The 24899-nt window shown below is 64.2% G+C and carries 24 protein-coding genes; 23 read left to right on the top strand and 1 reads right to left on the bottom strand.

What is annotated here, in order from left to right:
• The first annotated feature begins 2 nt into the window (after positions 1 to 2).
• The 16 genes from rplR to rpsI all read left to right on the top strand — a co-directional run bounded on the left by rplR (position 3) and on the right by rpsI (position 9636).
• Positions 3 to 359 (top strand): 50S ribosomal protein L18, encoded by a 357-nt coding sequence (gene rplR / locus VKP62_07655; protein MEB3197066.1) that lies wholly within the window; start codon positions 3 to 5, stop codon positions 357 to 359.
• A 12-nt stretch (positions 360 to 371) separates the two neighbouring features.
• Positions 372 to 959 (top strand): 30S ribosomal protein S5, encoded by a 588-nt coding sequence (gene rpsE / locus VKP62_07650; protein ID MEB3197065.1) that lies wholly within the window; start codon positions 372 to 374, stop codon positions 957 to 959.
• Complete coding sequence (rpmD, locus tag VKP62_07645; protein MEB3197064.1) at positions 952 to 1143, top strand: 50S ribosomal protein L30; 192 nt, start codon at positions 952 to 954, stop codon at positions 1141 to 1143. The genes rpsE and rpmD overlap by 8 nt, the downstream gene beginning before the upstream one ends.
• A 3-nt stretch (positions 1144 to 1146) precedes the next feature.
• Complete coding sequence (rplO, locus tag VKP62_07640; protein MEB3197063.1) at positions 1147 to 1617, top strand: 50S ribosomal protein L15; 471 nt, start codon at positions 1147 to 1149, stop codon at positions 1615 to 1617.
• A gap of 97 nt (positions 1618 to 1714) precedes the next feature.
• On the top strand, positions 1715 to 3103 hold the full coding sequence (secY, locus tag VKP62_07635) for a preprotein translocase subunit SecY (protein ID MEB3197062.1): 1389 nt from the start codon (positions 1715 to 1717) through the stop codon (positions 3101 to 3103).
• 45 nt (positions 3104 to 3148) lie between these two features.
• A complete protein-coding gene (locus VKP62_07630) occupies positions 3149 to 3808 on the top strand; it encodes an adenylate kinase (protein ID MEB3197061.1) in 660 nt (219 codons plus the stop codon).
• The gene (gene map, locus VKP62_07625; GenBank protein MEB3197060.1) at positions 3805 to 4569 is read left to right on the top strand and encodes a type I methionyl aminopeptidase; all 765 of its coding nucleotides are present in this window, start codon (positions 3805 to 3807) and stop codon (positions 4567 to 4569) included. Before VKP62_07630 ends, map begins: the two co-directional genes overlap by 4 nt.
• A 53-nt stretch (positions 4570 to 4622) precedes the next feature.
• Positions 4623 to 4736: a 50S ribosomal protein L36 gene (gene rpmJ / locus VKP62_07620; GenBank protein MEB3197059.1), complete on the top strand. Its 114-nt coding sequence runs from the start codon at positions 4623 to 4625 to the stop codon at positions 4734 to 4736.
• Positions 4737 to 4828: 92 nt separating this feature from the next.
• Positions 4829 to 5197, top strand: a complete 369-nt coding sequence (rpsM, locus tag VKP62_07615) for a 30S ribosomal protein S13 (GenBank protein MEB3197058.1) — start codon at positions 4829 to 4831, stop codon at positions 5195 to 5197.
• A gap of 191 nt (positions 5198 to 5388) precedes the next feature.
• The gene (rpsK, locus tag VKP62_07610; GenBank protein MEB3197057.1) at positions 5389 to 5778 is read left to right on the top strand and encodes a 30S ribosomal protein S11; all 390 of its coding nucleotides are present in this window, start codon (positions 5389 to 5391) and stop codon (positions 5776 to 5778) included.
• A 94-nt stretch (positions 5779 to 5872) separates the two neighbouring features.
• Positions 5873 to 6493: a 30S ribosomal protein S4 gene (rpsD, locus tag VKP62_07605; GenBank protein MEB3197056.1), complete on the top strand. Its 621-nt coding sequence runs from the start codon at positions 5873 to 5875 to the stop codon at positions 6491 to 6493.
• Between the two features lie 61 nt (positions 6494 to 6554).
• Positions 6555 to 7529, top strand: a complete 975-nt coding sequence (locus VKP62_07600) for a DNA-directed RNA polymerase subunit alpha (GenBank protein ID MEB3197055.1) — start codon at positions 6555 to 6557, stop codon at positions 7527 to 7529.
• A 31-nt stretch (positions 7530 to 7560) separates the two neighbouring features.
• On the top strand, positions 7561 to 7914 hold the full coding sequence (gene rplQ / locus VKP62_07595) for a 50S ribosomal protein L17 (GenBank protein MEB3197054.1): 354 nt from the start codon (positions 7561 to 7563) through the stop codon (positions 7912 to 7914).
• A gap of 28 nt (positions 7915 to 7942) precedes the next feature.
• The gene (truA, locus tag VKP62_07590) at positions 7943 to 8731 is read left to right on the top strand and encodes a tRNA pseudouridine(38-40) synthase TruA (protein ID MEB3197053.1); all 789 of its coding nucleotides are present in this window, start codon (positions 7943 to 7945) and stop codon (positions 8729 to 8731) included.
• Positions 8732 to 8777: 46 nt separating this feature from the next.
• Positions 8778 to 9215: a 50S ribosomal protein L13 gene (gene rplM, locus VKP62_07585; GenBank protein ID MEB3197052.1), complete on the top strand. Its 438-nt coding sequence runs from the start codon at positions 8778 to 8780 to the stop codon at positions 9213 to 9215.
• Between the two features lie 19 nt (positions 9216 to 9234).
• Entirely contained in the window at positions 9235 to 9636 is a 402-nt protein-coding gene (rpsI, locus tag VKP62_07580; protein ID MEB3197051.1) for a 30S ribosomal protein S9, read from the top strand.
• Here the strand turns inward: rpsI and VKP62_07575 are convergent.
• Positions 9633 to 11732: a glycoside hydrolase family 36 protein gene (locus tag VKP62_07575; GenBank protein ID MEB3197050.1), complete on the bottom strand. Its 2100-nt coding sequence runs from the start codon at positions 11730 to 11732 to the stop codon at positions 9633 to 9635. The genes rpsI and VKP62_07575 overlap by 4 nt on opposite strands.
• Before the next feature lie 152 nt (positions 11733 to 11884).
• Here VKP62_07575 and VKP62_07570 point away from each other — a divergent pair, with 152 nt between their 5' ends.
• The 7 genes from VKP62_07570 (at position 11885) to VKP62_07540 (ending at position 24707) form a co-directional block, all read left to right on the top strand.
• Entirely contained in the window at positions 11885 to 12589 is a 705-nt protein-coding gene (locus VKP62_07570) for a hypothetical protein (GenBank protein MEB3197049.1), read from the top strand.
• Positions 12590 to 12774: 185 nt separating this feature from the next.
• On the top strand, positions 12775 to 13968 hold the full coding sequence (locus tag VKP62_07565; GenBank protein MEB3197048.1) for an alanine--glyoxylate aminotransferase family protein: 1194 nt from the start codon (positions 12775 to 12777) through the stop codon (positions 13966 to 13968).
• A gap of 84 nt (positions 13969 to 14052) precedes the next feature.
• Positions 14053 to 15633 carry a phosphoglycerate dehydrogenase gene (gene serA, locus VKP62_07560; GenBank protein MEB3197047.1) on the top strand — a complete coding sequence of 527 codons (1581 nt, stop codon included), beginning with the start codon at positions 14053 to 14055 and terminating at the stop codon, positions 15631 to 15633.
• Between the two features lie 114 nt (positions 15634 to 15747).
• On the top strand, positions 15748 to 18009 hold the full coding sequence (gene dnaX, locus VKP62_07555; protein MEB3197046.1) for a DNA polymerase III subunit gamma/tau: 2262 nt from the start codon (positions 15748 to 15750) through the stop codon (positions 18007 to 18009).
• A gap of 78 nt (positions 18010 to 18087) precedes the next feature.
• Complete coding sequence (locus tag VKP62_07550) at positions 18088 to 19473, top strand: hypothetical protein (protein ID MEB3197045.1); 1386 nt, start codon at positions 18088 to 18090, stop codon at positions 19471 to 19473.
• A 13-nt stretch (positions 19474 to 19486) separates the two neighbouring features.
• Positions 19487 to 23557, top strand: coding sequence for a hypothetical protein (locus VKP62_07545; protein MEB3197044.1), 4071 nt, complete (start codon positions 19487 to 19489; stop codon positions 23555 to 23557).
• On the top strand, positions 23523 to 24707 hold the full coding sequence (locus VKP62_07540) for a hypothetical protein (protein ID MEB3197043.1): 1185 nt from the start codon (positions 23523 to 23525) through the stop codon (positions 24705 to 24707). Before VKP62_07545 ends, VKP62_07540 begins: the two co-directional genes overlap by 35 nt.
• The last annotated feature ends 192 nt before the right edge of the window (positions 24708 to 24899 follow it).

The raw sequence follows: 24899 nt of genomic DNA, 5'->3' as shown, positions 1-24899 counted from the left end.
CGATGATTACCAAGAAGAGTCGCAAGGCGCAGACTTCCATCCGTCACGAGCGCATCCGCAAGCGCGTTTCGGGCAGCGGTTCGCGTCCCCGTCTGGCGGTCTACCGCTCGAATCAACACGTTTACGCCCAAGTGATCGACGACATTGCCGGTCGCACGCTGGTGGCCGCTTCCTCGCTCGAGTTGAAGCTCGAAAAGGGTGGCAACGTCGACGCGGCGCGCCAGGTGGGTCAGGTCGTCGCTGAACGGGCCAAGGCCGCCGGTATCGAGGCGGTCGTCTACGACCGTGGGGGCAACCTGTATCACGGGCGCATTGCCGCCCTGGCCGATGCCGCGCGCGAAGCCGGTTTGAACTTCTAGGAGCGTTGAACCATGGACAATCGTATGAATGAAAACCGGGATCGCGCCCGTCGCGGGCGTGATACGGGCCGGCCAGGCGATCGCCGTGAGCGCGAAGTGGCCGAGCCCTCCGAATGGCAGGAGAAGGTTATTCAGATCCGTCGCGTGACCAAGGTCGTCAAGGGCGGTAAGAAAATGAGCTTCCGGGCCATCGTCGCCGTCGGCAACCAGAAGGGGCAAGTCGGGATCGGTGTTGGCAAGGCCAACGAGGTGATCTCCGCCATCCAGAAGGCGATCGCCGACGCGAAGAAAGAACTCGTCACCGTTCCGATGGTGGGTTCGACCATCCCGCACATGATCGTCGGTGCGTCCGATGCTAGCCGCGTGATGATCAAGCCTGCCTCGAAGGGTACCGGCGTTATCGCCGGTGGGGCCGTTCGTTCCGTGCTGGAACTGGCTGGGATCCATGACATTCTTAGCAAGAACCTGGGCGCTTCGTCGCCTCTGAACAGCGCGCGGGCCACCATCGACGGACTTCGTCGCCTGCGCAGTGCCGCAGAGGTCGCTGCTGACCGGGGCAAGACCGTTGAAGAGTTGTTGGGGAAGGTGAAGCATGCCTGAGACGAAGAAGATCAGCGTCAAGTTGGTTCGTAGTCGGATCGGCTACTGTTACAAGCAGCACCGTGTGCTGGAGTCGCTTGGCCTCGGCAGAACCAACAGCACGGTTTCACATTTCGACACCCCGATCATTCGCGGCATGATCAACAAGGTTCGTCACCTCGTGACGGTCGCGGAGGAGAACTGAGTTATGCATCTCACGGATCTTCGCCCCGCCGAGGGCGCGACTCATCCCGACAAGCGGGTGGGGCGTGGCCACGGCTCGGGCATGGGTAAGACCTCCACGCGGGGTTACAACGGCCAGGGTCAGCGGAGTGGTCGCAGCATCAAGCTCGGTCACGAAGGTGGTCAGATGCCGCTCTATCGTCGGCTTCCCAAGAAGAAGCATTTCCGTATGCCTTACCGGCCCGAGTGGTCGGTGATCAACGTCGCCGACTTGGCGGATTTCGCCAAGGGCAGCGTCGTTGACGCGTTGGCGCTGATCGAGGCTGGGAAGATCAAGCGGGAGCGGGACGGGGTTCGGATTCTCGGCGTTGGCGAGTTGTCCGTCGCGCTGACGGTCAAGGCCCACCACGTGTCGGCCTCGGCTCGCGAGAAGATCGAGGCGGCTGGCGGCAGCATCGAGCTGCTCGGTGTCACCTCGGAAGCAGAGAGCAACTAAGCCGGACGGCTTGGTATCGCTCATTCGTGGAACGCCCGACGCCAACGTGCCCCAGGCACAAGGTTGTTCGGGCGTTCACGATCAGGGAGTTCCAGCATTGCAAGAACAAAATAAGGTGATCGGGGTCCTTCGCGATCTCTGGCACGCCCCAGGGTTGCGAGAGAAGGTGTTTTGGACCCTCGGAATGGTTCTCGTTTTCCGCTTTGTGGTCCACATTCCGATCAGCGGCATTAACCACCAGGTTCTGGACGCGCTGTTCAATCAGATGAACTTTTTGGGTGGCTTTCTTGATTTCTTCAGCGGCGGAGCCCTGGCGAAGTTCTCCATCGTTGCGATGGGAATCACTCCCTACATCAATGCCAGCATCATCATGCAGCTGATGACGGGCGTCATCCCGAAACTGGAGGAACTCCAGAAGGAGGGGGGCGAGGCCGGACGGAAGCAAATTCAGCAATGGACCCGTTACCTGATGCTGGTCCTGGCGACGATTCAGTCGTTCGGAATGACCAACTGGTTGTGGAAGTCTGGCGCTGCCCTTGGCCACGACCCGGCTGGTCCCTATCCATGGTGGTTCATGATCTCGACGGTGTCGATTTTGGTGGCCGGCTCTGCCTTCATCATGTGGCTCGGGGAGGTGATCACCGAGCGGGGTATCGGTAACGGTGCTTCCTTGATGATCTTCGCCGGTATTATCGCCGCGTTCCCGAGCTACTTCGCCAAGACCGGCGAGCTCATGCAAAGCGGCGGTATCTCCGGCATGGCGGTGGGAGCGCTTCTCCTTGCCTTGCTCGCCATGCTCGTCGCCATCGTATTTGTCCAGGAAGGGCAGCGTCGGATTCCGGTGCAGTCCGCCAAGCGTCAAAGCGCCGGTGGTCGGTTTGTTCCGGCCCAGCAGAGTTACATTCCGTTGCGTGTCAATATGGGGGGCGTCATGCCGCTCATTTTCGCGTCCTCACTGTTGATTTTTCCTGCGACCGTCAGTCAGTTGCTGGGCGCGGCCAAAACCGGCGCGGTGAACTGGCAAGTGGGGCAGGCGGTTTTTTGGCAGTGGGAAAACGTCAAGGCGGTGCTCCAATATGGACTCAATCACTTCATGGCTGCACTGTCGCCCAGCGGTTACCTGTATTTCTTCGTCTATTTCGCCCTGATCATGTTTTTTGCGTACTTCTACGCGAGCCTGGTTTTGAATCCCAATGACCTCGCTGAGAACCTCAAAAAATATGGGTCCTTCGTGCCGGGCTACAAACCAGGCAAACCCACCGCAGACTTTATCGAGTGGGTGTTGAATCGCGTCACCTTTGCTGGGGGCGTTTTCCTGGGTTTGATTGCCGTGCTCCCCTATCTGGTCGAGCGGGCGACAGGGGTTACGACCCTTCAGGGGCTTGGTTCGACAGCCTTGTTGATCATGGTCGGCGTGGCGATTGACCTTTACAATCAATTGCAGACGCACCTGATTGCGCGGCAGTACGAAGGATTCATGTCCTAGCGCTTTGCTCAGGCGGTTTCTCAGGTTCTTTTCAAGGAGTGTAGGATGCGAATTGTCTTGTTAGGGGCACCCGGTGCCGGCAAGGGCACCCAGGCGCGGATGCTCTCGGCCGATTATGGCATTCCGCAGATTTCCACTGGTGACATGTTGCGCGCCGCCGTCAAGGCGGGGACTCCCCTGGGACTCGAGGCCAAGCGCTACATGGATGCCGGAAACCTGGTGCCCGATGAGGTGATGTGTGGGTTGATCAAGGAGCGTCTCGCTGAGCCCGACGCGCGGCAGGGCTTTTTGTTGGATGGGTTTCCGCGGACGGCTCCCCAGGCGGAAGCTTTGGACGGGATGCTGGCTGGCATTCATCAGGACGTGCAGCTGGTCATCGACGTATATGTGCCCGAAGATGAACTGGTGGAACGCTTGTCTGGGCGTCGCGTTTGCCGCGATTGTGGGGCGTCGTTTCATGTCGCCTTCAACCCGTCTGCGGCCGGTGACCACTGTGAGTATTGCCAAGGCGAGCTTTACCAGCGGGCGGACGATGCTGCCGAGACGGTGCGGAATCGCTTGCGGGTCTATCTGGAACAGACCGCGCCGATTTCGCAGCGTTACGAGCAGCGAGGTCTGTTGCAGCGGTTGGATGGGAACCGCGCCATGGATGAGGTCCGCGCGGAACTTGCCCGGATGCTCGAGTCGTTGAAGGCCCTGTCATGAGTCGCTTGACCCAAACCTCTGAATTCGAAGCGATGCGGGCTGCCGGTCGCTTGGTCGCCATGGCTCACGAGGCCATCGCTGAAGCGGTCAAGCCAGGCGTGTCCAGTAAGGAGCTGGATGCGATCGCCGAGCGGGTGATTGTCTCCGGCGGCGGTGTTCCCGCATTCAAGGGCTACCACGGTTTTCCCGCCACGATCTGTGCCTCTTACAACGAGGAGGTCGTTCACGGCATTCCCAGTCGCCGTCGGTTGGAGGAGGGCGACATCATCTCGGTCGACATCGGGGCGATCGTGGATGGCTACTACGGAGACTCCGCCTGGACCTATGCGGTGGGGCGAGTGGCGCCTGACGTGCAGCGGCTGCTCGAAGTGACGGAGCAGAGTTTGATGGCTGGTCTCGCCGAGGCGCGTGGCGGATTGCCGCTGCGGTCTGTGAGTGGGGCCGTTCAGGACGTGGTTGAAGCGGCAGGTTTCTCCGTGGTTCGCGATTTTGTCGGCCACGGCATTGGTAAGAATTTGCACGAGTCCCCTCAGATTCCCAATTTCAGGACAGCCGAAGAGGGCCCGATCCTGGTTCCTGGGGATGCACTGGCGATCGAGCCGATGGTCAATATCGGGGGACATCAAGTCAAGGTCAAGAAAAACGGCTGGACGGTCGTCACGACGGACGGGTCTTGGTCGGCTCATTTTGAGCACACGATCATCGTGACGGAAGGGGAACCTGAGATCACGACGCGTCGATCTGGCGTTTTGGCCTTGTGATTAAGTCAAAGCTAAGGTTAAAATAAGGTGTTTCACCAGAAAGGAGTCGGTCCATGAAGGTCCGTGCCTCAGTCAAGCCCATTTGCGAAAAGTGCCGCGTGATCAAGCGCCACAACCGTGTGATGGTGATTTGCGAGAACCCGAAGCATAAACAGCGTCAGGGTTGATCCGGCCGGCAGCCGGAAAATGCGGCTGCTTGCGCCTTTTTGTCTACTATGAGATATTTAAAGAGTTCTTAAAACCAGGAGGAACGTACCCCATGGCCCGCATCGCAGGCGTCGACCTTCCACGCGAAAAGCGGATTGAAGTCGCGCTGACCTACATCTTTGGCATCGGTCCCTACAAGGCCGCTCAGATCATTGGCCGCACCCGCATCAATGCGGACACGCGTACCAAGGACCTGACGGAAGACGAGATCGGTCGCCTGCGCGAGGAGATCGACCGCAACCACCAGGTGGAAGGCGATCTTCGTCGTGAAGTCGCGATGAACATCAAGCGTCTCATCGAAATCGGTTCTTACCGCGGAATCCGGCACCGTCGGGGTCTGCCCCTTCGCGGTCAGCGTACCAAGACTAACGCGCGTACGCGCCGCGGCGTCAAGAAGACCGTCGCCGGTAAGAAGAAGTAATCCGCCTGCTCCGGCAGGCACGGGTTGGTGATTCTTCGGGTAGGCTGCCCCGGGGAACTCGCCACCAACTCCTTGCAATCGCGCTGGTCCCTCACCGGCGCAAGCCACATTCTCTGTTCAGAAACTCGTCTCTTCGGGTCAGGTCCGGCCTTTTGTAACCGGAAACCGCCCGGCTCATTGGAGGTTCATCCGTGGCTAAGCCCACCGCCAAACCGAAGCGTCGCGAACGCAAGAACATCGCCAATGGCGTGGTTCATATCTCGTCGACCTTCAACAACACCATTGTCAGCATTACCGACACGCAGGGGAACACCATTTCCTGGGGTTCCGCCGGTACGGCCGGTTTCAAGGGCGCCAAGAAGGGTACGCCGTTCGCGGCCCAGATGGCCGCCGACGGTTGCGCGCAGCGCGCCCGGGAACACGGCATGCAGCAGGTCGAAGTGTTGGTGAAGGGTCCTGGCTCGGGCCGTGAAACCGCGATTCGCGCACTGCAAGCCGCCGGATTGGAGATCACCCTGATCAAAGACGTGACTCCGATCCCTCACAACGGTTGCCGTCCGCCCAAGCGTCGTCGCGTGTAACTCGGTCGATGGAGGTGCGAACGCCCGCGTCCTAGGAGACCCGTTCGCCCTTCGAGCCCGTTTTTTTCAGGTTCCTGCAAGGAGGAATTGCCAAGTGGCTCGTTATACAGATGCCCGTTGCCGGTTGTGCCGGGCTGAAGGAATCAAGCTCTTTTTGAAGGGCGACAAGTGCAATAGCGCCAAGTGCCCCATCGCTCGCCGGGCTTATCGCCCTGGCATGCATGGTCAGGCCCGTCACAAGCCGTCCGAGTATGCCATCCGTCTTCGCGAGAAGCAGAAGGTTCGTCGGGTCTACGGTGTGCTGGAAAAGCAGTTCCGCCGCTACTACGCCGAGGCTGTCCGCCAGCGCGGCGTGACGGGTGAAGTGCTGCTCGCGTTGCTCGAGCGTCGCCTCGACAACGTGGTCTTCCGGTTGGGGCTCGCCTCCAGTCGGTCTCAGGCCCGTCAGTTCGTTCGCCACGGGATGATCGAGATCAATGGCGTTCGCACCGACATCCCCAGCTTCCAGGTGAAGCCCGGGATGGTGCTCAAGGTGGTCGAGAAGAAGACGGACTTCTTCAAGAAGCGTCTCGAGGGCGTGACCGCCCCGCGCGTACCCAGCTGGCTCCAGTTCGAAGCCGACAAACTGCAAGGCTCGGTCGTCAACATGCCGACCCGTGAGGAGAATGACACTCCCGCGAACGAGCAGTACATCATCGAGTACTACTCACGCTAAGCTTTGTCGCTCCTTCTGGCCGTCCTGACGGTCGGTCTAGCCGAAAGAGGTAGATTCTCAAATGGATAAGCCCAATATCCAGTGCGTCGAGACCCGCACCACCGAGGAAGGTCTCCATTACAGTCGCTTCGTCGCTGAGCCCCTCGAGCGTGGGTATGGCACGACGCTGGGCAATGCACTCCGTCGCGTGCTCCTTTCGGACCTCGAAGGCGCTGCCATCACGGCCATTCGCATCGATGGGGTTCCCCATGAATTCACCACCATCCCTGGCGTGTCCGAGGATGTGGTGGACGTCGTGCTCAACCTCAAGGGTGTGGTGCTGAAGTTGCACGGCTCCGAAGCCAAGAGTGCTCACCTGCGCGTGAGTCGCGAAGGGCCCGTCACGGCTGGTGACATCGTCACCGATCCGGATGTCGAGATTCTCAACCCGGATTGGCACATTGCGACGCTCGATGCCGGCGCCACGCTGGATGTCGAGTTCCACGTCGAGCGCGGCAAGGGCTTCGTTCCGGCTGAACGGAACCGCAAGGGTCCGCAGACGGTCGGGGTGATTCCCATCGATGCCATCTTCATGCCTGTGCGCAAGGTGAACTACACGGTGGAAGATACGCGGGTCGGTCAGTCCGTGGATTTCGATCGTCTCAATCTCGAGATCTGGACCAACGGCTCGCTCAGCGCCGAGGAGGCCCTCTCCAAGGCCGCCGAGTCGTTGATTGATCAGTTCCGGCCCTTTGCCCTGCTGGGTCGTGATGAGGCCGATTTCGCCGCTCACGAGCACGTGGCGGGTGCTTCGGCGGGGGCTGCTTCGCCCCTCGATCTGTCGATCGAAGAGCTGGAGCTCTCCGTTCGCGCTTACAACTGCCTCAAGCGCGCCAACATCTACACGGTTGGCGATCTGCTCAAGAAGAGCGAGCGCGAGCTCATGGACATCAAGAACTTCGGCAAGAAGTCCGCTGACGAGGTGATCGAGCGCCTGCGCGCTTTCGGTTACTCGATGGCCAGGGACAAGGACGAAGAAGTGGCGCACGCCGACTAGGCGTCGCTCTTGCGAGATAAGGGATTAGATTATGCGTCACCAAAAGAAGCGTCACCTGCTGGGCAGGCCGTCTGACCAGCGCAAGGCTCTGCTGCGCGCCCTCACGACTGCTGCGCTGCGCCACGACCAGATCGAGACGACGGAAGCCAAGGCCAAGGCCGTGGTCCCCGTTATCGATGAGATGATCACCCTCGCCAAGCGGGGCGATCTGCACGCTCGCCGTCAGGTCGCTGGCTTCGTGTATGACAACGACGTGGTCAAGCGTCTGTTTGAGGAAGTGGGCCCGCGGTTCGCTACTCGTAACGGCGGATACGCGCGCATCGTGAAGACGGCCCCCCGTCGTGGCGATGCCGCTCCCATGGCCATCGTGTCGTTGGAAGTGTGAACTCGTTGGTGCCGTCCTGATGCACACGATGCGTCTGCTCGTGAGTTACGACGGCACCGACCTGCTCGGTTGGCAGGTCCAGACCCGAGGCCGTACGGTTCAAGGGCTTCTGGAATCCGCTTTGGGCAAGGTGCTCAAGTCACCTGTGCGCACAGCGGCTGCCGGTCGGACCGACAGCGGTGTTCACGCCGCTGGGCAGGTCGTCAGTTTCCAGACTCCGAAGCTCTTGCCTCAAGAAGCTTGGATTCCGGCGCTGAATTCGGTTTTGCCACGGGATATCGCCGTGTTGCGTGCTGAAGAGGTTTCCCCGGACTTTCACGCTCGCCATTCGGCCATCAGTCGGAGTTATCGGTACGCCGTTGTGCACAGGGGGCCGCGTTCGCCACTGCAGGCGCGGTTCGCTAGCTGGGTCGAGGGGCCTCTTGACCTGGTGGCGTTGCGGGAGGTTTGGTCCTCGCTTCTGGGAACCCACGACTTCACGCATTTTGCCAGCACGGGCAGTGATCCAGTCAGCCCGATCTGCCGGGTAAGCCAGGCAGAGATTCAAGAGGAAGGCAGCACGCTCTTTTTCCATATCACCGCCGATCACTTTCTCTATCACATGGTGCGTCGCCTGGTTGGCACGGCTCTGCGCGTAGGGAGGGGGGTGCTGTCGGTGGAAGGTTTTCGAAACACCTGGGAAGGTGTGGCGCCACGGCCGTCTGGTCCGACGGCGCCTCCTCATGGGCTTACCTTCGTGTCGGTCGGTTATCCCGCTCAGCACGCCTGGTCTCAGACTTTTAACTTCGTTTCCCCCCCCGTTTTACCCACATTGTGATCGCTCTGTGGTGGGCAGGCCCACCGCGAGCAGGAGAACAGACCACATGCAGACCACAATGGCCAAGGAAGGCGAGGTTGTCCGTACCTGGCACCTCGTCGACGCCGAAGGGCAGACCCTGGGCCGGCTGGCAACCGTCGTTGCCACCCTCCTCCGGGGAAAGCACAAACCCATTTACACCCCCCACGTCGACACGGGCGACTTCGTCATCGTGATCAATGCCGACAAGATTGTCGTGACGGGCAAGAAGTCGACGGATAAAGAATATATCCATCACACCGGCTGGCCCGGTGGTTTCCGCAAGACGACCTTCAACAAATTGCTGGCTGCCAAGCCCATTCGGGTCGTCGAGAAGGCGGTTCGCGGGATGCTGCCCCACACCAAGCTGGGCGCGGCTCAGTATCGTAAGCTGAAGGTTTATGCTGGTGCCGAGCATCCGCATGCCTCTCAGCAGCCGACCGCGTTCGATCTGTCCGCGCAGTAATTGAAGGAGCAACCCGAAGATGGCTCAAAAAGTGGCTCAGTACTGGGGCACCGGTCGTCGCAAGACGTCGATTGCTCGCGTTCGTTTGGTGCCCGGCACCGGCGCGATCAAGATCAACGAGCGGACGGCGGAAGACTACATTGGTGGTCGCAAGACCCTGTTCCCGCAGCTCGCGCTTCCCTTTGAAGCAACCAAGAGTGCCGGTCGTTTCGACGTTCATTGCAACGTGATGGGCGGGGGCGTGAATAGCCAGGTTGGAGCGATCCGCCTGGGTATCGCCCGCGCCTTGGTCACCATGGACCCCGACCTTCGCTCGGCACTGCGGGGTGAGGATCTGCTGACCCGCGATCCTCGCGCCAAGGAACGGAAGAAGTACGGTCGCAAGCGCGCCCGCAAGCGCTTCCAGTTCTCCAAGCGTTAATCGCCTGGCCCCCGCCTCTGGCGGGGGTTTTTTTTCGGCGTGCCTCGTGTGATGGGTTGGCTGGGTTTCGCTCCCTTGAAGAAACCTCGGGTCGAGTCCGTTCCGGGCAAGGACATGCGGTACATGGCAGAGCCGAAGGCGGGCAGACGAGCGACGGGGCGAGCCTGACCGTCTATCCACAGCGCCCCGTGCTGCTCCGCGTTTGGGCTGATGGTGGCTCTGGTTTCGTGGGCGGGAGCGATGGGTGGTTCGACCTCAGCGGGGGTAGCGTTCGGGTTGAGCAGCATCAACCAGGGCCGACCCTCCACGCTGGGGCCGTGTTCGCGCGCTTCGATGACGCAGGCGACGCCATTGGCATTGGGCTTGCTCGCCCCTTGCGGGGTGAAACGGCGGTTCCCGAGCTCGTTGAGGCTCTGGAAGGCGGCTTCGCTCAACGCCGAGACATCGTCACTGAAGAGTTGGAGCCCGCCGCTCAGAGCCACCACTCTTGTCCAGCTTTCTCTGGCTGCTTGGCTCAGGTTGCTGCCCTGCGGGTTTAGCAGAAGGCAGTCCGGGTCATTGGTCCACCAGTGCGGATGACACCACAGTCGGGCCAGGGTGCTGCGCATCGCGTTCTCCATGGCCGGGGCAGAGCCGGTTGGCTCGGGGTCTTCCCAGTGGGGGGCAATGTCTGGCCCGATGCGCATCGCATCGACGAGCCCCACGGAGGGAAGCAGGGGGGCCCCACAGCCCAACATGTAAGCCTCGGGGACGGCTGTGCGCAAGCTTTCGAGTCCCTTCCGGTACCGCGTCACGCTGGACTCGTTGGTCTTCCACGGTTGGCCCGGCAAGGCACCCGCGTAGAGGAAGTCGAGCTTCAAAAACTCGAAACCCCAGCTGCGGACGATGGTCCTGAGCGTGGCGGTCAGGTGCGCCCGTACCTCCGGACGACTAAGGTCGAGTGCGTAGCAGCGCTGGCCCCAGTTGTGGCACGCCAGGGTGGGGCTGCCCGCTGGGTCGCGCAGAATCCATTCGGGATGTCGCCTGAAGGTGTCGCTGGACTCTGAAGTCAAGAAGGGAGCTAGCCAGAGACCTGGGGTGAAGCCATGTTGGCGAATACGGTTCGCGAGGGCGGCCATTCCGGAAGGGAAGCCGTGATTCCAGGCGTCCCAGTCCCCAATGTCTGCTTGCCAGCCGTCGTCCACCAAAATGAGCTCCAGCTGCGGCGCCCGCTCGCGCAGTGTGACGAGGGTGTGGGCCAGGCGGCGTTCGTCGATCTGAGCCCCGTGTGCATACCAGGAGCACCACCCCGTCTTTGGGGGCGAACCTGACTGGGGGGCTCGCCCCCGTTGCTCGTTCGCTGTCTGGGCCCTCACGGCGAAGGCGTATCGCTCCAGCAGGGTTTCAGGCGTCTCAGCGAGAAAGACGAGCAGTGGCTCACAAGTCAGGGTTTCACCAGGGGCAAGCGCGTAATCCTCCGCTTCCCATCCGGCATTGATCCGCCAGTCAGGTCCTTGGGCCGCGAGGCTGACGCTGCCGAGACCTCGCTCGGCCGAGGCGAAGCCGAGGAGAACCGGCCGCTGCTCGCCGAACTGGATCACCGTGTGACCGGGAGATACGAAGGCGCCCGGAGTTGGTGTCAGCTGCCAGGGGCCGGCAATCGGCCCACCTGGTAGGTCCCGTTGCCAACTCACAGGCATCAGGGGGGTGGCGTAGCTCCAGCTTTGCCATCCGGCCTGGAGCACCAACGGCTCCTGGGGGTGACCAGCTGAGCAAGTCCCGATGAGGGGAGCGTATGACGCGACGCGCAGCACGTTCGTGCTGAGATTTTTTAGCTGCAATTGGATTTTCAACCCGTGGGGGTGGTGTTTGATTTCCCATGTCAGTTGTAGATCGCCGCTCGGGCGGCGAATGTCGCCCGGTGAACTCAGCCAACGCAGCCCCCCGGACGCGGTGTGAATCACCTGCTGGGGCGAGCAGCGCCATTCGCTGCCGTCCGAGAGGCGCACGCGGGCCTGAACACCGCTCAAGAGGCTTTCGCCTTCCGAGGATCGTAGTTCCAGTCCTTCGCCCCCGCTTGGGCAGGCCCAGTGGATCAATGAATCGGTTGGTTTCATGTTCCGCTCCCTGTCCTCGCGCGAGCGGGGCGCGGGACTTGCGGCTCGAGCATGGCGCGTCGGACAGCCCCAACCTAGCGTCGGACGGGGGTTCGCCCGCGCGAGGGTATCGGTCACCGCCGGCCGGCAGAAAACCCGTATAATGAGGCGTTATGTTGAACCGAACGACGCGGGCCACTCGCTCGCAGGCTTGGTGGCTCCCCAAGGCTGGCCGCACGGGGCTTGTTTGCCTTCGCGTGGGGCTGGCGGGTGCGCTGGTTGCGTCGGCACCGCAGCCCTCCTGGGCCTCGGATGTGCGCCCCAGTGCCTATCTGGAACGCGGCGAGTACGTGACCTTTGACAACGGCACCGTGTTCGTGGCGGATGGGGAGCGCGGCAGCCGCGGGGGCCACTGGTTTCGGGTCGCGGGCCAGGAGAGTAGCGTCTTTTATGGCCTTGGCAGCCATCCGGTCACGGACTGGATCTGGCCGAATCACGGTGTGTCTCCGGCCGTCTGGGACCTGGTCGCGGTGTCGGCCGCGGGGGCCAGCTATCTGACGCGCTATCAGGAAATGGCCGGTCACACCACCGGCTTCGCCCGGATCGGGGCACTGGTCGGGTTGGGGGGGCTCGCGGGTACCGCGGGGGGACTGGCTTATAATCTGACCAATGCCACGCGCGAGATGCAGCCGATTTTTTTCGTGGCCACCGCCCTGACGGCCCTGGCGGGCTTTGGCTTCTGGGCTGGGGCCGCTGCGACGGCGCACTCGAACGAGGCGTTGCTCGACCAGGCGCTGGAGGCTTACAACCGCGAGTGGGCCGGACGTCGAAACCCTCGTGCCATCGGCGAGCAACCTGCCGGAACCAACACCCACTGAATCAGGCATCGATTCGTCTGAAGCGTCAGCTCGAACCACAGAACGCCCTCGCGTGACTTGTGGCCCGCCTTGCACGCCACGTTCCTGGCCGGCCTGGCGTGTCGCTCGTTTTCTCGACGTGGCATAATGGTCCCCGTGAGGCCCTGACTGGGTCCTCACGGGTGGGATGTATTGAGGATGTTTCCGTGAACGAACACATGCGTGAACATATGCGTTTGATGTTGCCGGGCCCGACGCCCATCCCGCCGGGGGTGAGTCAGGTGCTGGGGCGCCCGATGATCAATCACCGTGGCCCTGAGTTCGGTGCGATGTACCGCGCCTGCATCGATGGCATTCGCTGGCTCTTCCAGACCGAAGGGGATGTGTTGTTGCTGGGTGCCAGCTCGGGTACCGGGGGCCTGGAGGCCGCCGTCTCCAACGTTCTCAGCGCGGGCGATCAGGTGCTGGCGCTGGTCGCCGGGGAATTTGGGGCTCGCTTTGCCGACATGGCCGAGCGGTTTGGCGGCAAGGTGACCCGGATGAGCGTGGAATACGGTGAGGCCTTTGCTCCCGAGGCGATCGAGGCGGCGCTCGCGACGGGGGCCTTCAAGGTCCTGCTGGTGACGCACAACGAGACCTCCACGGCCGTCATGCAGCCGCTCGAGGCGATCGCCCGGGCTGCCCGCCGCGCCAATCCCGACATCCTGATTCTGGTGGATGCCGTCAGCAGCCTGGGCGTCGTGCCCCTGCCGGTGGACGCCTGGGATCTCGATATCGTGGTGACGGGTTCTCAGAAGGCCTTCATGATTCCGCCGGGTCTGGCGATGGCCTCCGTCTCCGCGCGGGCCTGGAAGGCCCACGAGACGGCCACGGCGCCACGCTACTATTTCGATTTCACCCAGCACAAGCAGTTCGATGCGAAGAACCAGACGCCCTGGACCCCGGCGCTGCCCCAGATTTACGGCCTGTACGAGGCCTTCGGCATCATGCGCGGGGAAGGACTGGACGCGCTGTTCGAGCGCCATGAAACGATGACGCGCATGTTGCGGGCCGGTCTGGCGGCGCTCGGGCTGCATCCGGTGGTGACCCGTGACGATATCGCCAGTCGCTCCGTGACGGCGGTTTATCCGCCTGCGGGGATTGATGCCGAGCAGCTGCGTAAGGCCGTTCAGGAGCAGTTTGGCCTGGTGCTGGCGGGGGGCCAGGGCAAGATGGCGGGCAAGATCTTCCGCATCGGTCACCTGGGCTTCTACCAACCGCTCGACATGCTCACGGTGCTGGCGGCCCTGGAGGTCGTCTGCCACCGCCTTGGTGCCGCGGTTCCGCTGGGTGCGGGAGTGCGTGCGGCGCAGGCCAGCTTGCTCGGGGTGGGAGAGCGCGAGACGGCGACGCGGGTGTGACGGGCGCAAGCGCCTGATTCGAAGGAGACCGACATGACAGATGCGATGATGACCACGGCCCAGGCAGTGGCGCCGGTGCGGGCCCTGCCGCGGGTGCTGGTGAGCGACCCGATCGAGGCCAGCGGCCTGTCCGCCCTGGAGGGCGTGGCGGAGCTCGACGTGCGCACGGACCTGACCCCGGAGCAACTCAAAGCCGTGGTGGGCGAATATGACGCTTGGATGGTGCGGTCGCAGACGAAGGTGACGGCCGAGTTGATCGAGGCGGCGCACAAGCTCCGCATCATCGGGCGCGCCGGCGTGGGGGTCGACAACATCGACGTGCCGGCCGCGACCCGGCGCGGGGTGGTGGTGGTCAACTCGCCTGGCGGCAACACGATCGCTGCGGCCGAGCATACCTTGGCCCTGCTGTTCGCCCTGGCCCGGCACGTGGCGCCCGCGGATGCCTCGACCAAGCGAGGCGAGTGGAAGCGCAGTCAGTTCACGGGCACCGAGCTGTTCCAGAAAACCCTCGGGGTGATCGGTCTGGGCAAGATCGGCTCGCACGTGGCCAACGTGGCCCGCGCGGCGGGCATGCGCATCGTGGCCTATGACCCGTTCGTGACGCCCGAGCGCGCGGCGGAGCTGGGCTGCACGCTGGCAAGCGTTGAGGAGGTTGTGGCTCAGGCGGATTTCCTGACCTTGCATGTGCCGAAGACACCCGAAACGACCAACCTGATCAACGCCGACATGCTGGCGAAGGCGCGCCGGGGCCTGCGCATCGTGAACTGCGCGCGCGGGGGCATCATCGATGAAGCGGCGCTGGTGGCGGCCCTTGAGAGTGGCCAGGTGGCGGGTGCGGCGCTGGATGTGTTCGCCCAGGAACCGCTCGTCAACGAGGCGTTGCGGGCCATGGGGGACAAGGTCCTGCTCACGCCCCACTTGGGTGCGAGCACCGAGGAGGCCCAGCTCAACGTGGCGATCGACGTGGCGGAACAGATCGCCGAGGTTCTGGGCGGGGGCGAAGCCCGTAGCGCGGTCAACATTCCCAATCTGCGGGCGGAGGTCATGGCCTCGCTCAAGCCGACCATGGCCCTGGTGGAAAAGCTGGGCGTGGTGGCGGCGCAACTCGCCGAGGGGCCGATCGAGGCCGTAACCATCACCTATGCCGGGGATCTGGCCGACGTGGAATCGCGGCCCCTCTCCAATGCCCTGCTGAAAGGCCTGCTGACACCGGCCCTGGCGGAAGGCGTCAACTTCGTCAACGCCAGTTTCCTGGCCAAGGAGCGCGGCATTCAGGTGACGGAGGTGCGGGCCGCCGATGCCGATGACTATGTCGGCCTGGTGCGGGTTCAGGTGCGCACGCCGACGCGCGAGCGGGTGGTGGCCGGGACCCTGCTGCACGCCGACCTGCCGACGATCGTGCAGGTCGACGACTACGCCTTCAACCTGTTCCTACGCGGCGTGCTGCTCTTCGCGCCGCACCAGGATGTGCCGGGCTCGGTGGGCAAGCTGGGCACCTTGCTTGGCACCCATCAGCTCAACATCTTCGGCATGCAGCTGGGGCGGCGGGCGGTCAGTGGCCCGGCGCTGATGGTCTTGAACCTGGACCAGACCGTGCCGGAACCGGTCATTGACCAGATTCGGGCCCTGCCGGGCTTCTTCGACATCAAAGTCGTCGAGCTCTGACCTTCGGCTGGCGCGGCCGGCCCGTTCGCTCAGGCAGATCGTTGCCGGCCTCTCAACGTGCCGCCAACGATCTGCCTGTCCGCGTGGGTTGGCCGGATCGGCTACAATGCCCTCATGACCCCCTACCTTGCCCTGTATCGCAAATACCGTCCCGGGACCTTTGCCGACCTGGTGGGCCAGGAGGCGGTGGCGAGCACGTTGAGCCGGGCGCTGGCCCAGAGCCGTCTGGCCCACGCCTACCTCTTCTGCGGGCCACGCGGGACGGGCAAAACATCGGTGGCCAGGATCCTGGCCAAGTCGGTCAACTGCCAGGAGGGCCCAACCGCGACGCCTTGCGGGGCTTGTCCGAATTGCCGCGATATCACGGCCGGCGCGCACCTCGACGTGATCGAGATTGACGCGGCCAGCAACAACGGGGTCGACAACATCCGGGACCTGCAGGATCGCGTGGCGCTGGCGCCGGTGCTGGGACGCAGCAAGGTGTATATCATCGACGAGGTCCACATGCTGTCTCAGGGGGCCTTCAACGCCCTGCTGAAAACGCTGGAAGAGCCGCCGCCTCACGTGATGTTCATCCTGGCGACCACCGACCCTCACAAGGTGTTGCCGACGATCGTCTCGCGCTGCCAGCGGTTCGACTTTGGCCGGATTCCCCTGGCGGCCCTCGTGGCGAGGCTGGCGCAAGTGGCGCAGGCGGAGGCGATCGCCGCGGAACCGGCCGCCCTCGAGGCGATCGCCCGGCGCGCGCAGGGGGGCCTGCGCGATGCGTTGAGCCTGCTCGACCAGCTGGCGGCGGGCCTGGGCGGCGAGACGCTCACGCTGGCTCGCGTCAATCAGGGCCTGGGCCTGGTGGGCGGCGAGGAGGTGGCGACCTTGGGGGAGGCCCTGATCGGCGCCGCCATCCCCGATGCGCTGACCGTGGCGGCCAGCCTGCTGGCGGCCGGACACGATCACGGGGCGATCGTGCGGGAACTGATGAACCATTTTCGCCACTTGATGGTGCTGCTTGCGGCCCCAGAGCGTGCCAACGAGTTGGAGGTGCCGCTGTCGCAGCAGCAAACCTTGCGGGCCCAAGCGGCGCGTGTCTCGTTGCCGGAGCTGGCCTGGATGCTTGAAAGCCTGAACGAGACCGACGGTCTGCTGCGCCGTTCTCCTCAGCAGGCCATCTGGCTTGAGCTGGGCCTGATTCGCCTGGCGAGCCGACCGGCCATTCCGAGCCTGTTGGAACTGGCGGGCCGGGTCGAGGCGCTCGAGGCGGCGTTGACCGGCGGGGTCCCCCGAGGCCCCGCTGCGCCTGCCCGACCGAGCGTGTCTCGGCCACCTGCGCCCCAGGCTTCTCCGGCCGCGGCGCCACCTCCCCCCGCTCGCGCAGCCAGTTCGGATTCGGAGGCCGCGCCCCCTGAGCCGGCCTCGCGGCCTGAGTCTCCGGCGCCCGCGACCGTCGCGGCGTCGCCCTTGGCGTCCGCGTCCGTGCCGGCCGCCGCCCCCCCCCCAGCGCCCACGCCCAGCGCCGAGGGGGCCCCTGCGCCCGGGGAGGGCTCAGACGCGGGCCCGTCAGGACGGCCGACGGCTTCGCCGCCTCCGGCGCCAGACGATGGGGCGGGCGGGTTGCCCCCGCGCCCCCCGCTGGCGGTGTTACCCGGTGGGGCCTCGCAGGCGCCCCAGCCACCTGCCGTGAATCCACCGCCGGCGGCGCCCCCGCGCTCGCCCGGGTCCCTCGCGGGGGGGAGCCGAGCGGTCCCGCCCGGCGCCTGGGATTCGGTTCAGGCCTACGTGCGGGCGCGCAGCGTCCCCACGGCCGCCTTGCTGGCGCAGAAGGTGGCGATCGCCGCGTGGGAGGGTGACGGGGCGGTGGTGCTGCGCATGGCCAAGCCATTCAAGGACCAGTTCGACCGCCAAGCGCCCAAGAAGACCTTGCTGGTGGAGGCGATCAGGGCGGTGTTCGGCCCCGACGCGTATCTGCGGATCGACACGCAGGAAGCCTCGCGTGCCGCCCCCTCGCCATCGGCTCCCTCGGCCACGCCGCTGCCTCCCGCCCCGGCTGCGCCCGTCCCCATTGCGAGGCCCGCGGCACCCCCTCCGCGTGAAACGTCTGCCCCCCCCGCGGCGCCGGGGGTGACCCCGGCCAGGCCGGTGGCGGCCCCTCCTTCAACGGCGGCCCCGCCCGAGGAGACCTTCGACTATCAACCCCCCGATGCCCCCTCCGCGTGGGATGATGACGTGGCGCACGACCCGCCGCTCGAGACAGGCCCCGTTGCCTCGGGTCCCGCGGCTGCCAGGGGACAGACCGAGGCGCCTCTCCCGCACGAAGACAGCGCGATCCGGCTCGCGATGGAACTGTTCAACGGGCGCTTGATGTCCCCACCGGGCGGGTGACGCGCGCGCCGGACGGCGTGAGTGCCTGCTCCTTGTCGGGAATATCTTTTTTATGACTGTGCTTTCGGGAAAACACCCGTGTTGCGGCGCCCCTTGACGCGTGCTTTCCTGTTGGCCTGGATGCACCACGCTGGGACAGTGGCCGCTGCTGCTCGCCCGTTGGCACCGAAGCGCCCTCGGCCCGGAATTGGCCTCTTCGAGGTGGTCCTGTTCGCGGCACTCACCACGGTCTTCATCTTGGCAGGCACCCAGTACCTGACGGATTCCTTGAAACAGGGGCGGCGCGCCCGACAAGACACCCAACTCTTCAATGTTGCCCTCACGGGCGTCAACCACGCCCTGGCCTGGCTGAAACGTCAGCCCTACCAACCGGTGGCGATGTTCGACCCGAAGGCCTCCGGCTCGATCGACCCGGATGAGACGGCCGACACCTTGGAAGGTGAGGAGCAACTGGGGCTGGTCAACGAGTACGTCCTGGATGCCAGCCGACAGGTTCACGCCCGCTACGAAATTGGACGCTCGGCTGACGCGCCTGCTCGAAATGGGCTCGCTCAAGCGGGCGCGGCCGATCCGGACCGCTATGCCAGCGGGGTGACATGGGTGGCCCGGGACATCGGACGGGAGCGCGGGCGTCAGCCCGGCGAGGTCTGGCTGGTGCGATGTCGCGCCTACGTGTTCAGCCAGGCCGACGGGTTGACCTTCGACACGGATCCACGCAAGCGTAGCCTCACGGTGGAGGCCGAGTTGCCGCTCGTCCATCCACGTTACCGGGAGGCCGCGCTCTATGGTTTCTCCAACAGTGCCACCAGCCTGACGGCGGTGGATGGCACCGCCGCGTTGCGCCTCGACGTGCTGGATGGGACGGGACGCCCCTACTGGTTGCGGACGGCCAGCGTGAGCGAGAGCGGCACCATCGACTACGGCAACTCGGCGTTGCCGCCGCTGGCCGGCCAGTCAGATGCGAACCTGGTCACGCACGTGGACGGGGTGGCGGCGAATCAATGGCGGGAACTCTTCGGCAGTGGCGAATTGGCCGCCATTCAGGGACTGGCCACCCCGGTGGTTGACCTCACGGCAAGTGAGACCTTGCCGGCCAACCTTCCAGACCAGGTTTTTCTGTATCTGAAAGGCTCAGCAACCTTCGACGCCAGCCAACCTCTTGCGGGGAGCGGTCTGTTGTTCGTGGAGGGAGATCTTTCGCTTGACGGCCTGAGCGTGCCAGGTGGTATTGCCTGGCGAGGGTTGATCGTGACCACGGGGGCCTATACTCAGCGCAACCTGACCCAGGTGCTCGGCGGCGTGGTTGCGGGGGGACCTGTCACTTTGCTGGGACGTGTGGGGAGTGAGGCCTCCCTGCGCTATTCTCAGGCGGAACTGGATGCGGCCCTCGCCGCGATTGCAGGCTACAGACTCGATTATTCCAGTGTGCGGGTGCTCGACGAACCACCTGTGCCGGCCTTGTAGGGGAAGCACGTAGATGCTGGGTCGCCGTGGCGCCAATCTGATCGAAGTCCTGATCTCCGTGACCGTGACCGGCTTGGTTCTACTGGCTTTGGGGGCGTTCATCACCAGCGGCCTTCGCGCTGGAGTCAACGAGCGTGACCGTGCGTTCGCCATGCAAAAGGGCCTGCAGATGATCGAGGAGATCAGTTCGCGAGGGGGGTCGGCCCCCAACGCGACTTCGCCCCTGCGATTTCACAACAGCCAATCCTTCGTGCTCTCCACCTTGCCTGGCCTGTCCGCGGATGATTCCCTCAGCGCGAATCCAAAGGATGCGAGGACACAGCGCTACAAATACGTGCGGGCCATCACGGTGACGTCGGTGGCCGGTGATTCTCAGGCCTATCTCGTGTCGGTCAAGATTTGGCACAACACTTCGGATCAAGTATCCGTGCCGGCCGGGGAGCCGTTGGTCGATGTCTCGAACGTGGTCCGCACCGATGGCCTCGCCTTGGGGGCCCGCCAGGTGATCGACATTTATGTCCTGTCGCTCGAGAACCTGCCCCACCTGATCCGCAAGGACGACACCGAGGCGTTTTACCCGTCGCCCTCGGCGGCGCGCTCCGTGTTCAGCGCTGCGCTGTCGAAACTCGCCTCCCAGCACCCGGGATTTCAATTCCGAACTCATTTTGTGACGCGCCTGAGTGAGGGGCGAGACCCCCAGTATCAGCCTTACATCAATGATGAGAAACCGCTGGATGGGGCCGAGTCGGACCCCATGGCCTGGACCTACTTTTATCCCGGGCGGCTTCAAGATGGGGTCGACAGTCCGCGATACCTCGACCTCGAGTCCTTCGGCGGGCGATATCTGCGCGGTCGTGCCATCGCTGAATCTGCCAATGACACCCATTATGCGATGGCCGATCAGTTCAATCACGCCGTGCGTTACGCGGATGAGTTCACGACGGCCGACGAAGAGGCTTTCGGCACGGTGAAGCTCCCCACGGGTGCTGCGGCGGATGGTCCTGATGTCAGTCCGCTGAGTTATCGCCAGTTGCTGGAGGACATGCTGCGGGATGACACCGGGAAATATGCCCAGGCCGTGCTCGTCAATCTGCACGGGGAATTGTTGCCCGTCGTTCCCTTGCGCAATTACAGCGACGCGGCCAAGGACCCTGGTGATACCAGTTCCGATGCCCGCGTCAAGGAGCGCCGCCTGGTGACCCATCCCTACAAGCTGGTCACGCCAGTCGATGAGCCCTTGCGTTTGCTGGTGCATCCCTTCATGGCGGATGGGCAGCCGACCTCTGAAAACACGTTCTATCCCAGCTCAGACGCCGGGGATGCCAACCGCTTCATCAAGTCGGACTGGCTGAACAGTGGGTCCCTTCATCACGCCAGCGAGGCGCGCATCGTGATCAAGGGCATCCGTCCCTACCTGCAAGACCAGAATGGCGATGGCACCATCACCGCCGAGGACGTGAAAATCTGGACGGTGCAGCGCGAGCGAACCACCGGTGCGGGGACACGTTACGTGCGGGTTGCCGCCTGGCCACCCGCTGCGGCCGCCGCGCTGGCAGCCGGCGCGACCCTCGCTGGCGAAGGCGCCGCCGGGCGCGGCGAGCACAGCGGGCCGCACGTGACGGCCCATTCTGACGGTGTCTCGCATCATGGCAGCGAGGCACCTGCGGCCGGAGAGGGGGACGCGGATCCGGTCTTCGACGGGGACGACCTGATCATTCAGGTCAGCGATCTGGATTATGACGCTCGGCAGACCGTGGACGACGGCAGTGTTTACGGCATCGACCACGCCAGCGCAGAGGCCAAATTGCACGGCTTGCAGTACTTCCCCGACCCGCTGCTCCCCTTCCTGGATGCCGGCGTGCCGGCAGGCGGCGGCGGCGGCGGGGATTCGTTTCAACTCGCTCAGGGCAAACCGGGCGGTGGGCAAGGCGGGGGCTCAGGCGGGGGCCAGGGCGGGGGCCAGGGCGGGGGCCAAGGGGGGGGCAATAACCCCCCCCCCACCCCCACTCCGAGCCCGACTCCGACTCCGACGCCGACTCCAACTCCGACCCCGACGCCGACTCCAACTCCGACGCCGACCCCGACTCCAACTCCAACTCCGACGCCGACTCCAACTCCAACGCCGACCCCGACTCCAACCCCCTCAACGGCCGCGAGCAGCAACCCGAACTATCGCGGCCCACGCAACACCGCGCGCATCGGCATTGAACTCTCGCTGCTGGCGGCGGCGGCGGGGCGGCGTTTTGAAGTGGTCACTCAACTGGCCACCGGTTCAGGCTACGCGGGCCTGCAGGAGCGTGTGCCCAGTGTGAGTCGCACCTATGCCTATGTCGGAGCGGCCTCTGACGGTGGCTGGTGGTCGGGAGGGGGGCGCTATGCGGGGGTTCCTCCCACAGATCAGATTTCGCTGCTGGGAGATCCGCGGCACAGCCCCTATCTCGACCTGCGAATCAAGGCCAATCAGAGTCCCTCCAATCCGCTGTTGAACGTCTTCTGGAAGGATTATCGGCCTGGTCAAGCCGTCTATTCCGGAGTGAACAACAGCACGACGTTCGTGGCGCCGGCCAACCCCTTCCTGAGCAGCGGCGAGCTCGCCGAGATGGGGACCGCCGCCTCCGATAGCGTCAACACGGCATTCTCTCACTCGGCGGATAGCTGGAATGGTTCGCATGTCAATGCACCACTGTTCTACCGGCTGTTGCGAGAGGCCTTGCTGCGCAATGGGGTGGTGTTTGTCAATCCGACGGGTGCTCCCGCCCGATACATCGGGCTGGGGGGCGAATTTTCGCTTTCGGGCTCGATTGACGGCGTGAGCGGCCTGTCGCCCGAGGCGGCTCCTTATTTGAGTTCGAATCCTGAGGAGTTCGACGAATTGTTCGGGGAGCGCACCCGTCTGGTGCGCTCTGCCAACCCGGGTGAATGGTTGTCGCTTCCCTGGTTGGGAGAACTCTATCCCTCGGGGCGTTTTACGGCCGAATGGGCCACCAAAGGCAATCTCTCCTCCTCGCTGTATCGCCGAGTGGCGATCGGCGATGCGACGGGCTGGGATGCCCGCGCTGACGGGAATCCCGCGCATAACCGAAAGGAAGTGGGGTTGACCGGTCTGGCGGCCTTGCTCGGGGCGCCTGTCAGTGTGTTTGATGCCGGGGACGCGGCGGCGGCATCGTTGACCACGGCGGGCCGAGCCTGGGCCGACTCGCTGGGCCTGTCCGTGCTGGCTGCGGGCCAGGCTCGCTTCGGCATCGCGCCTCAACCCAGCAGCACGCCCGATGATTGGGGGCTGGCGCTCTACCCGGCTGCGCGCACCACCGCCGCGCCCTTGCTGACCGGGAGCCCTGCGCCTGCGGCCTACTACGACCATACCACCTCAGGTCTGGCCTTGGCGCCGATGTATCTCCGGTACGCATCACCGCCCGCCAACCCCAGTGCGGTGCCCTATCCGTTCGACTTGCAGGCCGTGGTGGTCCCCAATACCCTGGTGCCGAACAGCGTGAGCGAGGTGCCTCGCATCTTCGATACGGCGGTAGCCGGCATGCTGGCGACTTACCTGGATGGCGGTCGAACCTCCGGATTGCCGGATCTGGGTCAGTACAACATCAAACTGTTGCCCCGCATCAAGATGATCAGTCCCACGCGGGGGGAGAAATTCTCCATATCCGGAACCTCTCCCAGCATCAAGGTGTATGCCAAATGGGTTCGCTCGGATGGGCGTCCTCACAGCCCCCTGTATGACTTGCCGGCCGTCTATCCACCTGGTTCCTCTGGCCCCGCTGAGGTACGCTGTTTCGTGAAGCTCCGTCGTCTACCCGATGGCGAGTGGCGAACGGCCTCGCTATCCGGGGGCCTGAGCGTCGATGGGGCAACCGAGCCCGGAATTCCGCCAAATATAGCGGGGATTGAGCCGACCGGAAGCTACCCCCCTTCCTTTACCGCCTCTTGGGATGTAACAGGACTGACGCCGGGCACCTATCAACTGCGCGTCGAGGGCTATCGCCACAGCGATCTCGATCCTCTGGACGGCTCCGCCGCCTACACCCTACCGGGGCATTATGTCTTCCATGAAATTCCGGTCTCGCTCTATTAGGTTCGCCGCGGGTGGTTTCACCCTGGTCGAGGTCTTGCTCGCCGCGGCGATCGCCCTGTTCGTGGGTGGGACCCTGATCAACACCTACCTCGGAGCCAGCACCACCATGAACGCGGCGGTGGGCTCTAGCCAGATCAAGCAGACCGGCGACCAGGCCTTGGATGAACTGTTCCGGCGTCTCAAGGCGGTCCGCAAGGTCTTTGCGAGGGGGGATGCGGCCAACAGCTGGCTGGCGCGCACGGATCTGCGCCCCTACCTGGCCGCTGGGTTGACGCCGCAGGTCGAGACCACCGAGCTGGTGCTGCCCGAGTTCCTGCCGGAGGCGAATTTCTCCTCGGGGGGCAGTGTCGCCGGCAGCGTCGGCAACGCCCTGTGGATGGTCTGTGTCGAACCTGGCATCACGGTGGCGGACGACGCCGCGCTGCCTGCCGGCCAGGGGCCTCTGGCGCAGGTGTTCGGCACTGACAGCCATCGTTTCAGCGTTTACAAGTTCTACTTTTACTTCCTGGCCAAGAAGCCGCTGGCGGGAGGCGAGCCGCTGGTGCGCGGCAGTGACCCCGCCGTGGATGGCTATACTTACACGCTCATGCGCTGGGCCAGTCAGCCCGTGCTCGATTACGAGGAGGTGCGCTCCTGGGTCGTCCGGGTGCGCGCGGGTGCCACGGCGCCCGACCTGTATCTCGACGAGAAATTGGCGACATTGCGGCAGACCTATGCCGGGGCGGTCGACCTCAGCGTGTCCGACGCGACCGCCGGCCTCACGCCCGCCGGTTTCTATCAACTGCTGCGAGACGGGGCCTCGGACCTCTCCCCCGCCACCTCGCGCCTGACGGCCAGTGATTATCGGGGGGCCATCCACTTCGGCGTTCAGGACGGACGGGCGCTGGCCATGGTCGCCTTCAACAACGGCACGGCGTTGTCGCCCCCCGCGGTTCCCGCCGTGGACCTGTTGCAGGGTGGCCAGTTGCAGACCCCTCGCTATGCCCTGGCGTCTGAACACCGTCCCTTTGGCTTCGAGGTCCTGATCGGGGGGCCGGTGACCGGGCGTGAAGCGCTCGTGCGCTTGGCGTTGGCCAGTCGTGCCACGGGGGGCGGCGGCAAGCTCGCCGGACTGGCGGTGCAGCAGACGGTGCGACTCTACGCCCGGTGAGCGCCATCCCGCCATCGGGGAGCGCATCTGCTCGCTCCCGCGGGCACGCCCCTGGTCATCGCGCCGGGTCCCGTCAACGGGGGGGACGGGCCGATTGCGTGGGGCCCTCTTGCTGCTCAGGGAAGGAGCTTGTATACTGTGCTGGTTAAGATTGAGTATAAGATAATTTAAATTTAATAAAAAACGCCTCTG

The organism is Candidatus Sericytochromatia bacterium, from assembly GCA_035285325.1.
GTDB lineage: Bacteria > Cyanobacteriota > Sericytochromatia > S15B-MN24 > JAQBPE01 > JAYKJB01.
Note: the sequence above shows the minus strand (reverse complement) of the source record. Positions and strands in the feature narration are given on the sequence as shown.

Coding starts and splice junctions, on each gene's coding strand:
- rplQ (MEB3197054.1), top strand. CDS start 7,561: ATGCGTCACCAAAAGAAGCGTCACCTGCTGGGCAGGCCGTCTGACCAG.
- VKP62_07545 (MEB3197044.1), top strand. CDS start 19,487: ATGCTGGGTCGCCGTGGCGCCAATCTGATCGAAGTCCTGATCTCCGTG.
- rpmD (MEB3197064.1), top strand. CDS start 952: ATGCCTGAGACGAAGAAGATCAGCGTCAAGTTGGTTCGTAGTCGGATC.
- VKP62_07570 (MEB3197049.1), top strand. CDS start 11,885: ATGTTGAACCGAACGACGCGGGCCACTCGCTCGCAGGCTTGGTGGCTC.
- VKP62_07600 (MEB3197055.1), top strand. CDS start 6,555: ATGGATAAGCCCAATATCCAGTGCGTCGAGACCCGCACCACCGAGGAA.
- rplR (MEB3197066.1), top strand. CDS start 3: ATGATTACCAAGAAGAGTCGCAAGGCGCAGACTTCCATCCGTCACGAG.
- VKP62_07630 (MEB3197061.1), top strand. CDS start 3,149: ATGCGAATTGTCTTGTTAGGGGCACCCGGTGCCGGCAAGGGCACCCAG.
- dnaX (MEB3197046.1), top strand. CDS start 15,748: ATGACCCCCTACCTTGCCCTGTATCGCAAATACCGTCCCGGGACCTTT.
- rpsI (MEB3197051.1), top strand. CDS start 9,235: ATGGCTCAAAAAGTGGCTCAGTACTGGGGCACCGGTCGTCGCAAGACG.
- rpmJ (MEB3197059.1), top strand. CDS start 4,623: ATGAAGGTCCGTGCCTCAGTCAAGCCCATTTGCGAAAAGTGCCGCGTG.
- map (MEB3197060.1), top strand. CDS start 3,805: ATGAGTCGCTTGACCCAAACCTCTGAATTCGAAGCGATGCGGGCTGCC.
- truA (MEB3197053.1), top strand. CDS start 7,943: ATGCGTCTGCTCGTGAGTTACGACGGCACCGACCTGCTCGGTTGGCAG.
- rpsE (MEB3197065.1), top strand. CDS start 372: ATGGACAATCGTATGAATGAAAACCGGGATCGCGCCCGTCGCGGGCGT.
- VKP62_07540 (MEB3197043.1), top strand. CDS start 23,523: ATGTCTTCCATGAAATTCCGGTCTCGCTCTATTAGGTTCGCCGCGGGT.
- rpsM (MEB3197058.1), top strand. CDS start 4,829: ATGGCCCGCATCGCAGGCGTCGACCTTCCACGCGAAAAGCGGATTGAA.
- VKP62_07575 (MEB3197050.1), bottom strand. CDS start 11,732: ATGAAACCAACCGATTCATTGATCCACTGGGCCTGCCCAAGCGGGGGC.
- rplM (MEB3197052.1), top strand. CDS start 8,778: ATGCAGACCACAATGGCCAAGGAAGGCGAGGTTGTCCGTACCTGGCAC.
- rplO (MEB3197063.1), top strand. CDS start 1,147: ATGCATCTCACGGATCTTCGCCCCGCCGAGGGCGCGACTCATCCCGAC.